This window comes from Niallia tiangongensis (assembly GCF_044704065.1).
GTDB classification, from domain to species: domain Bacteria; phylum Bacillota; class Bacilli; order Bacillales; family Cytobacillaceae; genus Niallia; species Niallia tiangongensis.
The window spans coordinates 1,459,024-1,474,154 of sequence record NZ_CP162613.1 but is presented as its reverse complement, the minus strand read 5'-3'; the positions used below and the strand labels follow the sequence as shown (position 1 = coordinate 1,474,154).

Here is a 15,131-nt window from a genome sequence, read left to right as displayed (position 1 = left end):
AGGAAGCTGAGCCTCCTGCATGCGCTGCAGGGTCTCAGCCTTTCCTCTATTTCCCGCAGGAGTCGAGCGTCCTCCGCTCCATTACACTTCGTTTTTTAAACTTTTTCTAAAACAATAAATACGAACATTTATGCAAATTAATTACATTACAATTCGCGTTTATTGTTGGTTGAAATGCTTATGTCCCAGCCTCTACTCTTTTATAGATTTAATATTCCTTCCCTAGGTACTACCTGAAAAGCATCTGCCAAATCTTTAAGCTGCTGATCCGTAATAGTCTGTTTTATTTTAGAAGCATCTCCGATAATCGTAAAAATTTGTGCTGCTTTTTCTGCTGTTTCAATTAAACCAAATGTTTCATCCATTGTTGAACCAGCACCAAAGATTCCGTGATGTGGCCAAATCACTAAACGATGCTCCAGCATTTTTTCTGCTGTTTTTTTTCCGATTGCATCTGTTCCAGGAACCATCCAAGGCAAAATACCAATTGCATCAGGAAAAACTACGATACATTCTGTACACATTTGCCATAATGTTTTCGTAAAGCTAGCTTCATCTAAATCATGGATAAATGTCATTGCAAGTATGTTTGTCGCATGATTATGCATAATAATTCGGTGATTAGGGTCTACTCGCAAACGAGCAATATGACTCATAAAATGTGATGGTAACTCACTTGTAGGATTTGAGCCATCTTCAAAGCCCCAAAGTATGTGGACTTTTTCTCCACTATTATCTACTTTTACAACACCAAGTGTATTTGCAGGATCTCCTTTCACATTTTTAAAATATTTTCCAGAACCTGTAACAACAAAGTATTTTCCTGCTAATTCTGAAACTGGAAATTTTAATGGAAGATACCGGACAATTTTGCTGACATCTAAATACTGTTCTACTACTTCCTCATCTAAAAGATAACTAATATTTCCTCCATTTCTCTCATCCCAGCCCATATGCCACATATTAAAGGTTGCTTCACACATTTCCTTTATAAACGGTGCATCTAATATATTTTTCTTTTGCATAATCGCTACCATTTCTGCCACTCCTTTTATTGTTTTATTAACTAATATTTTTGTATTCTTTGATTTCACACCTTCATATTACGCTCTAAACAAAAATAAGTCAACATATACAAAAGTAAAAACAGAATAATATTATGTATTATTTGTGAATTTTATTTTGTTTTTGTCTGTTTCCTCACCATATCCTTATTATTCAAAAACAAAAAAAGACAGTTTCAACATTTTTTAAACTGTTGAAGCTGTCTATTAATTATTGTTCAATCTACTGTTTCTTGAACGTCTTCTTTAAGACAGAACAGCCTTAAAGGATATATTTTTTTCTTGAAACCAATTTTCATATTCTACTGGTATATTTTCATCTGTAATAACATGGTGTATCTGATCTAGATGTGCAATATGTGCAAAAGTTTTCACTCCAAATTTACTTGAATCCACTAGGAGCGTTACCTCTGATGATATATCCATCATCTGTTTCTTTAAAAGTGCCTGCCATTCATTTGCATCACTTAAACCGCTTACCACATCCACCCCTTTACAAGATAGAAATAGCTTGTTCACATAATATCTGTCAAGGGAACGCTCTGCTAAAGGTCCAACATAAGATAAAGATTTTGACAGAAGCATGCCACCTGTTGATATTACTTTTATTTGTTCTTTCTTACTCAATTCTAAGGCTACCTTAATAGAATTAGTAATAACTGTAAGTGGCATATCTGGTAATTGTGCTGCCATATACCAAGCAGTAGTGCTTCCATCCAATATAATTTGTTCTCCTGCCTGAATATGTTTTACCGCTTCTCGAGCAATTGCTTTCTTTTGCTCGGCATTTGTTACCTCTCTTACGATAAAAGGAATATCTGTAGGCTCCTTCTCGATACTCACTGCACCACCGTGACTCCTCATCAAAAGCTTTTCCTGTTCTAGCTTTTCTAAATCTCTTCTGATCGTTTCTTCTGTTACAGAAAAAATCTCACTAAGCTCTGTCACACGAATGCTCAGTCTTTCATTTACAAGCTCCACAATTTTTCGTCGTCTTTCCGCTACAAGCACCTTTAAAGTTCCCCTCCATTTTTGTTTCCTTGGGATTATGTTGTTATATGTTTATTACTATAGCATATTTTTTAATCCTTCAACATATCGGTTTATTTATAGATTGAGTCAAGTTTTTGTGGGAGTTTTTTTAGCTCCCTTTTTTATAAAGTAAAACCTCTAAGTTTGTATCCGCTTTCCAATTGGTTTTGTTCTTCCAACTGTTGATTCTCTCATTTTTTAAAAACCTTTTAATCCCTGTAAGGCAAAGTGAATGGGTTTTCCAATCGCCTGATTTAAGTATGGCATGTTCTGACGCACGGTTTCTGTCACTAATTTTGTGGATATTTTTCTTTTCGGTCGATGCTCTTTCTTTGATTTTTCCGTGGCTTTTTCCCATTTTCCATATATCGTTTGGATAGATAGATCATCCTTCAACCCAATCCACAAACGTGCCATGCTCATGACGCCTTTTTTGCTCCATGCTCTTCCATTTTTTAATCGTTTGGCTAATTGATTCATCATTGCTTCTGCACTTCCCATCGGACGATAAGCTTCGGTGTTCACATCCTTCTCCTCTAACCAAATACGATAATCTTTTATTGCTTCCTGATGATGCGTCAAAAATGCAAGTAAATGCTCTAGTTTTTCTTCTTCTTCTGGTGTTTCCATTGTTCCTACTGCACTATTCAACTCTAGAAGTAATTTTTCTACCTGGTAGTTTTTTAACGCTATTTTCATGTAGCGGTATCGGGGATGGCTCTTCATTAGCTGTTTCATCGAACGAGCTACATGAAAACGATCCATGGTGAAAAAGGCGCGTTCATGAAAATACTCCCGACATGCCGTTATCCATCCTGCTCCATCGCCATTAATAATAAGCAAGGTTTGGGTAGGATCATACGCATAATTATTCTGTAAGAACGTTTCAAACGCTTCCCAAAATGCTTCTTTTCCTTCATAGAGAAAATGCCTTTTATTTCGGAGCCTGACTCGCTTTCCGTTTCCTTTCCATCCCTCGTGTACAGCGGCGAATTTCAACTCAAATCCACGCTTTTTCTTTTCTTGGCTCTTCACATATAATCCATCTACTTCGACAAACAAGACCTTTTGAAAGGGACGTTTTTCCGTAACTGGAAGCACGTTTGTTTGAAGAAGATGTTGCCGTAATGCTTCGTGGCTCATCGCCGAATAGCCTAAAAACTGTTCTAAGGTTTCCACAGCCTTTCGATAGGAGGAGCCATTCGTCGCTAGTTCTAACCCCCATTCTTCTAGTAGCGGACTAAATCCCTTATTCCCCTGAAACTGTAAATAGTGATCTAATAGACAAATATATTTTTTGGTCACACGATCGAAATAATAATTACGCTTCAGCTCCACTGCTCCAAAAGCTGTCTCTAATCGTATATCTCGTTTATCTCGTAAAGCAAATCTTCTTTTATCTCGTTGCTGGGCAATCTCTAGATCCCAATTTTCTAATGTTTGAACAAGGATTTCTTGAAACGTATTTTGTAGCGTTCGAAATAAAGTTTTTTCCAATTCTTTTAATGATGGTAATTTTATGTTACATTCATTCATGAGAGCCTCTCCTTTTCGTAGTGTTCTAGTCAAACTCTACTTTACAAAAGGAAGCTCTCTTTTTTAATACTTAATTTTTTCCAGCTACCGCGCTTTCGCTTGGTGGCCTTTTTGTCTAGTTGGGGGACTCGTCCCCCAACTAGACAAAAAGGATATTTATTCTCCCACAAACATTTTACTCATACTTATTTATATATGTAAATACTTACATATTATAGTAGCTTCTGATTATAGAAAAAGAGTAAAAGTCCAAGACTTTTACTCTTTTTCACCTCATTTAACTCCATTAGTAAGCATATCATTACTAATTAAAGGTTTCCTTTATCTCTTCAATAGAACTTCTTCCTCATATGCCTTCACTTCATTAATCCAAGTTTCACGCACAGGTACATTCATTTGCTCACAATAGTAATCCCAAATAGCTCCAAATGGATATGTTTTAAATTCTTCCATTAGCGCCAATCTCTCTGTGAAATTTCCTTCCTCTTGTAATTGTTTTAACTTTTCATTAGGAAGTAACAAGGCATTTAAAAGTGCTTTAATCATATTTCTTGTACCAATTGTCCATGCAGCTACACGGTTAATGCTAGCGTCAAAGAAATCTAAACCAATGATTACTTTGTCTAACGCATCATTTCGAACGATTTCTACGGCAATTTCTTTTAGTTCATCATCTAAAATAACAACATGATCGCTATCCCATCTTACTGGTCTAGATACATGCAATGCTAACTTCTCACTAAATAAAAGCATGGAAGAAATTTTGTTAGAAACAGTTTCTGTTGGATGATAGTGACCAGTATCCATAAGACATAATTTATTATTTTTCAACGCATACCCTAAGTAAAATTCATGGGAGCCCACTACATAGGATTCTGACCCAATTCCAAAAACCTTACTTTCCACTGCATCTAAGTTATATCTTTCGTCCGTTTCTACAGCATAAATTTTATCTAAGGAATCCTTTAGTCTTTTTCTTGGTGTTAAGCGGTCACTTGGAATATCTTTATAGCCGTCAGGAATCCAAATATTTGTTAAAGCAGGCGTTCCTAGCTCTTTCCCAAAATATTCAGCGATTTTTCTACTTGCAATACAATGGTTAATCCAAAAATCACGAATTTCTTCACTTGGATGAGCTAATGTTAAACCGTCTGCTGCATTTTCATGGGAGAATAAAGTCGGATTAAAATCTAGCCCTAAGCCATTTCCTTTCGCCCATTGTACCCAATTTTCAAAATGCTTCGGTTCTAGCTCATCTCTTTCTACAGCTACCCCATTGGTTTCCGCATAAATAGCATGAAGATTAACACGATGCTTACCAGGAATCAAGGAGAGCGCTTTCTCTAAATCGCTTCTTAATTCTTCAGGATTCGTTGCTTTTCCAGGGTAATTCCCTGTTACATCAATACCACCTGATAATTCTCTTTGATTGACTTCAAATCCAGCGATGTCATCCCCTTGCCAGCAATGAATGGAAATCGGAATATTCTTAAGCTTTTCTAATGCTTCATCTACATTTACTCCCCATTGCTCATATTGTTTTTTTGCTAGATCAAAATTATCTTTAACAGACATGTTTGTTTCCTCCTTTTATTTAATAGCATCTTCAGTAGCTTTATATGCTTTTATTTCAAATGATTTCTTTATCATTTGTCTTGCTTCTACTAGACTATCTATTTCTCCTAATGCGATGAATTGAGAAACAATATTTCCAATTGCTGTCGCTTCAATCGGCCCAGCATATACATCTTTCTTTGTGGCTTCTGCAAGTAACTGATTTAACATTTCATTCTGACAACCTCCGCCAATAATATTTATACTCGGAAAAGTTTTTTCGAAAATTTCTTCTATTTCATTTATCGCTGTAATATAGCTATCTACTAAACTATCATAAACGCATTTCGCTATTTCTCCAGGTGTTGCCGGAACCTGCTGTCCTGTTTCTATACAATAGTTCTGAATTTCTTCCACCATATTGTCAGGCTTTAGAAAACGATCATCATTCACATTTACAATGCTTGAAAAATCATGTGCTTCTTTTGCTAATTCAACAAACTCAGCAAAAGAGTATTGGTTATTATAATTGCGTCTGACTTCCTGTATCATCCAAAGCCCCATAATATTTTTCAAGAAACGAAAGCGATAATCGATTCCTCCTTCATTAGTAAAGTTATAATCTAACGCCTTCGTTACACAGATAGGAAATCTATTTTCCACTCCAATCAGTGACCATGTTCCTGAACTGATATAGATTGTATCATTTAACTCTGGAACGGAAATTACTGCGGAACCTGTATCATGTGTTGCTGGTAGAATAACCTTCATATCAAAGCCAAATTCTTCTACCAATTCAGGCTTTAAATTTCCAAGAATCGTATTCGGCTTTTTGATTTCTTGGAACATTTGACTGTTAATTTCTAATGTATCGAGAATTGTTATATCCCATTTTTTTGTAAAAGCATTTAATAATTGTGTAGAAGAGGCATTAGTGTACTCATTTGCTGGAATGCCTGAAAGTAAATAGTGTAAATAATCAGGAATCATTAAAAATGTTTTCGCCCTTGCTAATACTTCCGGCTGCGTCTTTTTTAAAGAATATAATTGATAAATTGTATTAAATTTTTGGAATTGAATACCTGTTTCTAAGTATAATCTTTCCTTCATGATTTTCTGGAATACTTCTTCCATCTTGCCATCCGTTCGATCATCCCGGTAAGCAATGGCATCTGTCAAAAGTTCCCCATTTTCATCTAGTAAAACAAAATCCACGGCCCAAGTATCTATGCCAATACTTTCTGGCTTGATACCTAGAGCATTGCACTTATTTATACCTTTTTTCACTTCAGAAAAAAGCCTGTCCATATCCCAACAGTAATGCTGTCCTTTTTTAATCATGTTATTTTCAAAACGATGAATTTCATTAAGCTCTAATTTTTCATTTTGAACTGATCCAAGAATAAGCCTTCCGCTAGAGGCTCCGATATCTACTGCAAGTGTATACCTTGTCATTTCCACCTCTCCTTAAAAAGGAATTAGAAAACGTTTCCTTAGACTTATTGTAATGGTTTACAATCTAAAAAAAAATAACGTAACTTCTCTTTTTTATTGTCCTTATTTTCCAAACCTCCAAAACTATTTTTTGTATTTTCAAGAGGCTTGGACATAAGTATTCCAACTAACAATAAACGCAAACTATAATGTAATTAATTTACATAAATATTCGTGTTTATTGGTTTATTAAAAGGTTTAGAAACGAAGTGAAATGGAGCGGAGGACGCTCGACTCCTGCGGGAAATAGAGGAAAGGCTGATACCCCGCGGAAAGCGAGCGTCTGTAGCGCAATGGAACGACTTAGTGTTTACACTTGACTATTTTTAAAAACATAGATAACCACATGAGAAAGTAGCTTTATTTTAGAGATAAATTAGAGATTGTTCGTCTTTAAAGATTAGTTATTTATTTTTGACCATCCTCAAAAAAACTAGCAAATGGTTACTTTGCTAGCTTCAACCGAAAAGTTTTCGGTGTCATTCCATATTTTTCTTTAAATATCCGATAGAAATAGCTAATATTATCATATCCTACTTCTTCAATGATTCGCTTAATCGAAATATCCGTGGTCTCCAACAGAATTTTTGACTTACTAAGACGCTTCTCCTGCAGCAACTCCTTAAAAGTATAACCTGTTGCTTTCTTTATATTTTTACTCAAAGAAGACATAGATTGATGGAGCTTATCTGCCAGTTCATTTAGCGTTCCATTTTGATAATTCTCTTCGATATAGGTCAAAGCTTCAATCACAAGATACTGATTTTGCAATGCCCCTTCATTTTGTTGAATTTTATCTGTATTTTTTATCAGTTCAATTATCAATAACCCCATATACAGCTTCATCGTCGATTCCGATAAAATGGAATTATTTGTTTCTTCCTTTAATAATTTCCCGATGATGTCTTGGATTTCCATAACTTCAGAGACCTTGTAGTATAAATACTGGCCACTTTCCGTATGATTAAATAAGCTATTAATAAGAAAATCGATTAGTTTATTTTCTCCATGTAAATATTGAAAAATAAACTGAAAAAAAGGCGGCTGGATGATGAAATTAACGACGATATCTTCCCTATCACAAGCCTGAATTTCATGCTCCATATGCTGATTTAAAAATAAGAGCTCCCCTTTTTTTAGCGAAATGTGGTCTTTGCCAACTTTTTGCTGCAATCTACCATTCACCACATAATTTATCTCAATATAATTATGCTTATGTTTAGGAAAGTCAATAAAACGTGTATGCTTTCTCACCGTTATCATTTTATCTTTTCGCAGAAACTTTTCACTTTCAATAACAAAATTACTTTGACTTGTATAGATGTCTTTCATAACGCCTTGCTTTTGCTGCACAATACTTTTTTCTTCCTCTGTTAATTTCATTAATTGCTTCAATAAAACATTTTCCAAGAAGGTCAACCTCCTGTTTAAACTATCTATAATATTATTGGTGATTTTGATACGCTTTTCTGTAAGAAAAAAAGACGCGATTTTTCGAAATCGTTTACATTGCTTCTACTTTAGTATAAGACTTGCTTCTGCTAATATCTACTTAACAATTGGAAGGAAACGTCTTTTCAACTATTTTTCATTCCTTTCACACAAAAAAAAGCGGGGATAGCATAAATCCCCACTCATTGAAGCTCACTTTATATTATCTAGTGAATGCTGCTGGAACTCCTCCATCAACTGTCAGCATGCACCCTGTTGTTTTCTCTGCTTTTGAAGAAGAGAAATAGCAAATAGCTTCCGCAATATCCTTTGGAAAAATATTCACTAATAAAGTAGTACGTTTCTTATAGTGCTCTTCTAATTGAGCTGGGTCAATTCCATAATTGGCTGCTCGCTCTTCACGCCACTTTGATCCCCAGATAGCAGACCCCTGTAATACAGCATCAGGTAATACCGTATTAACACGGATGCCAAATTCTCCTCCCTCTGCAGCAATACATCTTGCTAGATGTGCTTCCATTGCTTTCACGGAGCTATAGGCAGTAACATTTTTCCCTGCATATACAGAGTTTTTGGAACCGATGAATACCATGCTGCCCCCTAAACCTTGCTCTTTCATTTGCTTAAATGCTTCTCTCGCAACTAGAAAATATCCTGTTCCAAGAACATTTACATTTAAATTCCATTCTTGTAAAGAAGTTTCATCAAATGGACTAGATGTTGCAAGTCCTGCATTATTGACGATAATATCCACTCCCCCAAATGTAAGGGCTGTTTTCTTATAGGCTTCTTTCACAGCTTCTTCTTTTGTTACATCCATCTTAACTGCTAGCGCTCGTTTAGAACCGTACTTTTCATTGATTTCTGCAGCTACCTTTTCTGCACCTTCTATATTAAGATCCGCAATAACAACATGTGCCCCTAGGTCTGCAAATAGTCGGCAAGTTTCACTTCCAATACCACCAGCTCCTCCGGTAACAAAGGCAACTTTACGAGAGAATTCCGCTTCTTTTGGTGCAAGGGATAATTTATATAATTCCAGTGGCCAATACTCTATCTTAAATGATTCATTTTCATTTAAAGATACAAACTCCCCTAATGTTGTAGCCCCCTTCATAACAGAGATTGCTCGATGATATAAAGCACCACTCACTTCAGCCATAGCAAGTGTTTTTCCAGTGTTAACCATACCAATTCCAGGTATTAGAATAACCCTTGGAGCCGTTTCAGAAATTTGATCTCCCTCCTCTTTATTTCTATCAAAATAAGCAATATACTCATTTTTAAAGTTCTCTACACCTGTTTTTATACTTTCTTTTAAACTAGCAATATCTTTTGTCGCCGAATCCCACTCTATATACAATGGTTGTCTTTTCGTATGTACAAGATGATCTGGGCATGCTGCACCTATTTGTGATAAACTCTTTGCATCGTTGCTATTAACGAATTGAAGTACTTCTTTCTCTCTATCATAGGTTAGAAGCATCTGTTTTTCTCCACTTATTGCTCCTCGAATTACTGGCAGCACTTGGCTAAGAATCTCTTCTGCCTCTTCCATCGATAAAGCAGAATATTTTTCTCCACCAAACACTTTTTCTTCTTTTATTTTATTATGAATATAGCTTTCTGCTTCGTTAATAATCGCGATTGTTTTTTCATAGCTTTCCTCGGCTGTATCTCCCCAAACAACAAGACCATGCTTTTCCATTAACACTAACTCTGCATTTGGATTATTCTTGACACCTTCTGCAATCATTTTTGACAAGATAAAGCCCGGTCTAATATAAGGTACCCACACAAAACGATTCCCATAAATTTCTTCGGCGATTTGTTTCCCATTATCCGCACAGCAAATGCTGATAATAGCATCTGGATGGGTGTGATCGACATGTTTATACGGTAAAAATGCGTGTAATAAGGTTTCGATAGACGCTCTTGGATGAGTACTATCAATCATACAATGAGATAAATAAGCGACCATTTCCTCATCAGGCATTTCTTCTCTTTCGATTAATGGTTTAATATCTTCCAGCTTAAGTCCTGTAAAATTATGCGCTTTCATTGTTGCTAAGTCTGAACCGCTTCCTTTTACCCACATTACTTCTATTTCTCGTCCACGAAAATCCTTTTCGATTGTTTTCATGGAAGTATTTCCGCCTCCCCAATTACATACAGCTCGATCTGAACCAATTAAATTGGAGCGGTAAACTAACTCATCTAATCCTTTATTCAATTGTGAAGCCTTTTCATTTTTCCATAAATTCTGAACCATAATAATTCTCCCTTCACTAACTGTTTTTTTATACCCCAATTACATTATATAGTATGTTTGTTTGTTTTTGAAATAGTTTATTTATTTTTATTTGTAGTTGTTTTGTAAAGATTAATCCACATCAGGAAAAGTTAATAGGAGCTTCTTTTGATGGGGACTGTGATGTACAGCTATGTTACGCTTAACATTGTTTTTTTGGGGGGAATTTATTTCTTCTAACTTTTTGGGTTTCATTTGCTTTATGAACGCTACTCATTCCTTTGTCGCTCTGCTTTTCGGCTTTCATTCCCTTGATGAACGCCACTTTTCCCTTTGTCACTCTGCTTTTCGGCTTTCATTCCCTTGATGAACGCCACTTTTCCCTTTGTCACTCTGCTTTTCGGCTTTCATTCCCTTGATGAACGCCACTTTTCCCTTTGTCACTCTGCTTTTCGGCTTTCATTCCCTTGATGAACGCCACTTTTCCCTTTGTCGCTCTGCTTTTCGGCGTTCCCCCCTTTCATTGAATGCCCATTTACTCTTACTATCCAAATTTCAGCTTTTATCTAAAAAAAGAAGCCTAGGTACCTACCTTCAGCTTCTATCGGCTTTATTCCCCTAGCATTTCTTGTGTTTCTTCTACTCCCACAGCATAATCTTCAAAAGTACCATTTTTAATTTTTATCATCGTTGGTGTGCCAGTAATTTCAATTTCCTCTGCTCTTTCTGGCGCTTCATTACCATAAGCTGTATTATGTGTTGCAATAATTTGATTATCTTCATTTGCCACTACCCCCCAGGCAATATTTTTATCATTTTGGAAATCCTCTATGTCTATTCCATCATTCCATACTTCTTTTCCGTCTTCTATTTTACCTATTACTTTGTCATACTTTTTATGATGGGCATCCCAGTCATACCAGCTAGATTCATTCTTTTCGTCCTGCATATCGACAATATAAATAGGAATATCTCCACTGTTGCTAAAATCAATAACATCATTTTCGATTTGTTTACAATATGTACAGGTTGCTTGCCAAAAATAAACGATATATTCCTCATCTTGCTGATCAAATGTAGCTGATGCATCTATTTTCCTTATGTCCTCAATCGCATGTATACTCTTACCGTTTAACCACCATATAGCTGCAAAACAAATAATAATAATTACTGCGATTGTACTAATATATTCGTATTATTCATTCCTTCTATGATAAAATCAGGATATCTGATAAAGGAGTTGAATATTGTGAAAGAAAATATTATAAATCGTTTTATATCGTATACAGTGGTTGATACGCAATCAAATGAAAGCAACTCTGAATGTCCATCTACTCCAGGACAATTAACACTGGCAAATTTATTAGTGGAAGAACTAAAAGAAATTGGAATGGACGATGTAACTATTGATGAAAATGGCTATGTTATGGCAACCTTGCCGGCTAATACAGATAAAAAGGTTCCAACGATTGGCTTTCTAGCTCATTTAGATACAGCAACGGATTTCACAGGGAAAAATGTTCGACCACAAAAAGTGGAAAAATATGACGGTCAGGAAATTGTATTAAATAAAGACTTACATATCGTTTTATCACCTAAGGATTTTCCAGAATTAAAGAATTATGTTGGGCATACATTACTCACAACCGATGGAACCACCTTACTTGGTGCAGACAATAAAGCTGGAATTGCTGAAATTGTAACTGCCCTTATTTACCTAAAAGAAAACTCCGACATTAAACATGGGAAAATCAGAGTTGCCTTTACACCTGATGAAGAAATTGGAAGAGGACCTCATAAATTTAATGTTGAAGCCTTTGATGCAGATTTTGCTTACACGGTTGATGGTGGTCCATTAGGCGAATTACAATATGAAAGCTTTAATGCAGCTGGAGCAAAGATTACCATAAGCGGAACGAATGTTCATCCAGGTACAGCAAAAGGGAAAATGGTCAATAGTATCAAAATAGCGATGGAGTTACAAAGCAGTTTACCTGCAAATGAAGCACCTGAATTCACAGAAGGATACGAGGGTTTTTATCATTTACTGTCCTTTGAAGGAGATGTAGAAAAAACAAAGCTCCATTATATTATCCGTGATTTTGATCGTGCTTCTTTTGAAGAAAGAAAAAATGCCCTTCAAGCAATTGTGGTCGAGTTAAATCAAAAGTACGGCGATAATACGATAAAGTTAGATTTAAATGACCAATACTACAATATGCGCGAAAAAATAGAGCCAGTAAAAGAAATTGTAGACGTCGCATACCAAGCATTGGAAAATCTCGGAATTACACCAATCGTACAACCAATCCGTGGTGGTACAGATGGTTCTCAGCTTTCATATATGGGACTACCAACCCCAAATATATTTACAGGTGGAGAAAATTTCCATGGGAAATATGAATATATTTCTGTCGATAACATGGTGAAAGCGACAAATGTAATCGTAGAAATTGCTCGCTTATTTGAAGAAAGAGGAGAATAATAGAAAGAAGGCTCTATGCCTTCTTTTTTATAGTTTTACTAGTTATTTTTTTACAATAATCACCCCATTCGCATTCCAAATATACTTCGAATACCGAATTAAATTTTGTACTTTTAATAGTTTAGTATATAATAATTCAGTGCCAAAATCCCTATATTCCATGGATTTAGTGGTGAAAGAAAAGATTAGAGGAGTTTTGCAATGAATACAATCAGTAAAATGCAAGAAGAAGTTACACAAAATACAGAATTACATCACTATATATTAGAAACATTTGGACTTCAATCCAAGAAAAAAAGAGTGCGCAAAAAACTTTTTAAACAGGTAATCTCTCAAGAAAAGGTTCTTAAAAAAGTAGTGAAAGAGTTTAAGCAAACAGATCAAGAACAGTCTATTCCAACTACAAAGCATGAAGAAAGCAATGTTTCTTTTGATACCCTGCCAATTACTGCTCTATTAAAAATTGGGAAAGAATTCTTTAAAGAAGAAGAGAGTGTACGTTTTTACTATAATAAAAACAAAGAACCTTTCTATAAAAATAAAGAAATGTTAGTTTCTTGTATTTCAACAAATTATGCAGCTGCGACTGCTGAAATTCAAAAAGATATCATAAATAAATTATAATTCTTTAAAAATACATGATTCATTTTTGATAGCCACTTCTTCTCATCCTCCCATATTATGAAGTGGCTACTATTTTTTTTATTACCTCTTTCCCTGCAATAGTGGAACCGCTTTTAATCTCCTTGTTCCATTCCGCACACTCTGATATAATTTTCATGTATATTTTATTGCACTTATTTTAAACCATAATGAGGAGGAAACATATGATTAAAGTTGCACCCTCCATTCTCTCCGCTAATTTTGCGAAGCTAGGAGAAGAAGTTAAAGACGTAGAGTTAGGTGGTGCTGATTATATCCATGTTGATGTCATGGATGGACATTTTGTACCAAATATCACTATTGGTCCACTTATTGTGGAAGCAATCCGTCCAGTTACAACATTACCTTTAGATGTTCATTTAATGATTGAGAATCCTGATTCTTATATACCACAATTTGCAAAAGCTGGTGCTGATATCATTACGGTACATGTGGAGGCATGTCGCCACCTACACCGTACTATTCAATTGATTAAAGAAAATGGGGTCAAATCTGGGGTGGTATTAAATCCAAGCACTCCTGTTGAAATGATTAAACACATCATCGAAGATATTGACATGGTTCTATTGATGACCGTTAATCCTGGATTTGGTGGACAAGCATTCATCCATAGTGTACTTCCAAAAATAAGAGAAGTTCGCCAATTAGCTGATCAATTAAATCCTGCACTTGATATTGAAGTTGACGGTGGTATTAACGCTGAAACCGCAGTATTAGTGAAAGAAGCTGGTGCCAATGTGCTCGTTGCTGGATCATTTATATATAATAATCCAAATCGTGAAGAAGCAATTAAGGCTGTACGTGGATAAATAAAGTGAAACTACCATATAAGACCGTTAATTAGTAGACCCTTACTCCCATAAAACCGAATTAATTGATAAAAAGAGGCTGGGCCAAAACTAAATAGCCACTCTGTAAAGACGAACAATCTCTAATTTAGCTCTTAAACAAAGGCTAGTTTTTCATACTAGTTATTTATGATTTTAAATATAATCAAGGGTAAAAAACAATTCGTTCCATTGCGCTGCAGACACACGATGCGCCGGGGAGAAAGCTGAGCCACCTCGGCTAAAGCCTGTGGGATCTAAAGCGACTCTATTTCCCGCAGGAGTCGCGTGTCTTCCGCTCCATTTCACTCCGTTTATAAAGCCTATTTCCTAAAAAAATAAATTAGTAGGAAATAGGGAGCAGCCTGAATACACGTAGACGCCACGGGGATTAGCGAGACAGCCTGAGACCCTGCAGGCCAAAGCCAGACCGCGGCTTTAGCGCGAGCCCCACGGAAAGCGAAGTGTATTCAGGCTGCGGGTGATAACAACTGAACCAGCTTTTTTACAAGCTAATTAAAAAGCCAAACAATCATACGAAATTTTCGTGTAATTGTTTGGCTTTAACTTGGGCTGGAATACTTATGGCCCAGCCTCTTTTTGCCTTTCTCAACCATCCTCATATGCTGATCCAACATCGCACTTGAACCTTCACAATTATGCCGTCATCAATTTTTTTCCTCCTTTCCATTCACTCACGAATCGGATCCAAATAACACCGGAAACCTATCATAGATTCAATCGAAAATATTATATTAGAAATATTTATTCTT

11 protein-coding genes are annotated in these 15,131 nt (G+C 35.8%); 3 read left to right on the top strand and 8 right to left on the bottom strand.

Annotation, left to right across the window (positions count from 1 at the left end; all coding sequences use genetic code 11):
* Positions 1-200: 200 nt before the first annotated feature.
* The 8 genes from rhaD to AB3U99_RS07025 all read right to left on the bottom strand — a co-directional run bounded on the left by rhaD (position 201) and on the right by AB3U99_RS07025 (position 11,332).
* Positions 201-1,037, bottom strand: coding sequence for a rhamnulose-1-phosphate aldolase (gene rhaD / locus AB3U99_RS07060; protein ID WP_400246605.1), 837 nt, complete (start codon positions 1,035-1,037; stop codon positions 201-203).
* A 273-nt stretch (positions 1,038-1,310) separates the two neighbouring features.
* Positions 1,311-2,075, bottom strand: a complete 765-nt coding sequence (locus AB3U99_RS07055; protein ID WP_400246604.1) for a DeoR/GlpR family DNA-binding transcription regulator — start codon at positions 2,073-2,075, stop codon at positions 1,311-1,313.
* A gap of 219 nt (positions 2,076-2,294) precedes the next feature.
* Positions 2,295-3,632 carry an ISLre2 family transposase gene (locus tag AB3U99_RS07050; RefSeq protein WP_400241751.1) on the bottom strand — a complete coding sequence of 446 codons (1,338 nt, stop codon included), beginning with the start codon at positions 3,630-3,632 and terminating at the stop codon, positions 2,295-2,297.
* Positions 3,633-3,953: 321 nt separating this feature from the next.
* Positions 3,954-5,207, bottom strand: coding sequence for an L-rhamnose isomerase (gene rhaA / locus AB3U99_RS07045; protein WP_400246603.1), 1,254 nt, complete (start codon positions 5,205-5,207; stop codon positions 3,954-3,956).
* 15 nt (positions 5,208-5,222) lie between these two features.
* On the bottom strand, positions 5,223-6,641 hold the full coding sequence (gene rhaB / locus AB3U99_RS07040) for a rhamnulokinase (protein WP_400246602.1): 1,419 nt from the start codon (positions 6,639-6,641) through the stop codon (positions 5,223-5,225).
* Between the two features lie 483 nt (positions 6,642-7,124).
* The gene (locus tag AB3U99_RS07035) at positions 7,125-8,090 is read right to left on the bottom strand and encodes an AraC family transcriptional regulator (protein ID WP_400246601.1); all 966 of its coding nucleotides are present in this window, start codon (positions 8,088-8,090) and stop codon (positions 7,125-7,127) included.
* Between the two features lie 244 nt (positions 8,091-8,334).
* Positions 8,335-10,404, bottom strand: a complete 2,070-nt coding sequence (locus AB3U99_RS07030; protein WP_400246600.1) for a bifunctional aldolase/short-chain dehydrogenase — start codon at positions 10,402-10,404, stop codon at positions 8,335-8,337.
* 589 nt (positions 10,405-10,993) lie between these two features.
* Positions 10,994-11,332 (bottom strand): hypothetical protein, encoded by a 339-nt coding sequence (locus tag AB3U99_RS07025; protein ID WP_400246599.1) that lies wholly within the window; start codon positions 11,330-11,332, stop codon positions 10,994-10,996.
* Positions 11,333-11,632: 300 nt separating this feature from the next.
* On the opposite strand from AB3U99_RS07025, the gene pepT reads away from it, so the two are divergent.
* The 3 genes from pepT (at position 11,633) to rpe (ending at position 14,340) form a co-directional block, all read left to right on the top strand.
* The gene (gene pepT / locus AB3U99_RS07020) at positions 11,633-12,868 is read left to right on the top strand and encodes a peptidase T (protein WP_400246598.1); all 1,236 of its coding nucleotides are present in this window, start codon (positions 11,633-11,635) and stop codon (positions 12,866-12,868) included.
* A 201-nt stretch (positions 12,869-13,069) separates the two neighbouring features.
* On the top strand, positions 13,070-13,492 hold the full coding sequence (locus AB3U99_RS07015; RefSeq protein WP_400246597.1) for a hypothetical protein: 423 nt from the start codon (positions 13,070-13,072) through the stop codon (positions 13,490-13,492).
* Positions 13,493-13,695: 203 nt separating this feature from the next.
* Positions 13,696-14,340 carry a ribulose-phosphate 3-epimerase gene (gene rpe, locus AB3U99_RS07010; protein WP_400246596.1) on the top strand — a complete coding sequence of 215 codons (645 nt, stop codon included), beginning with the start codon at positions 13,696-13,698 and terminating at the stop codon, positions 14,338-14,340.
* Positions 14,341-15,131 lie beyond the last annotated feature (791 nt).

What these genes read in the sequence shown, in the direction of transcription:
- rhaD (WP_400246605.1), bottom strand. Translation starts at nt 1,037, where the DNA reads ATGGTAGCGATTATGCAAAAGAAAAATATATTAGATGCACCGTTTATA.
- AB3U99_RS07050 (WP_400241751.1), bottom strand. Translation starts at nt 3,632, where the DNA reads ATGAATGAATGTAACATAAAATTACCATCATTAAAAGAATTGGAAAAA.
- rhaA (WP_400246603.1), bottom strand. Translation starts at nt 5,207, where the DNA reads ATGTCTGTTAAAGATAATTTTGATCTAGCAAAAAAACAATATGAGCAA.
- rhaB (WP_400246602.1), bottom strand. Translation starts at nt 6,641, where the DNA reads ATGACAAGGTATACACTTGCAGTAGATATCGGAGCCTCTAGCGGAAGG.
- AB3U99_RS07030 (WP_400246600.1), bottom strand. Translation starts at nt 10,404, where the DNA reads ATGGTTCAGAATTTATGGAAAAATGAAAAGGCTTCACAATTGAATAAA.
- AB3U99_RS07025 (WP_400246599.1), bottom strand. Translation starts at nt 11,332, where the DNA reads ATGCAGGACGAAAAGAATGAATCTAGCTGGTATGACTGGGATGCCCAT.
- AB3U99_RS07015 (WP_400246597.1), top strand. Translation starts at nt 13,070, where the DNA reads ATGAATACAATCAGTAAAATGCAAGAAGAAGTTACACAAAATACAGAA.
- rpe (WP_400246596.1), top strand. Translation starts at nt 13,696, where the DNA reads ATGATTAAAGTTGCACCCTCCATTCTCTCCGCTAATTTTGCGAAGCTA.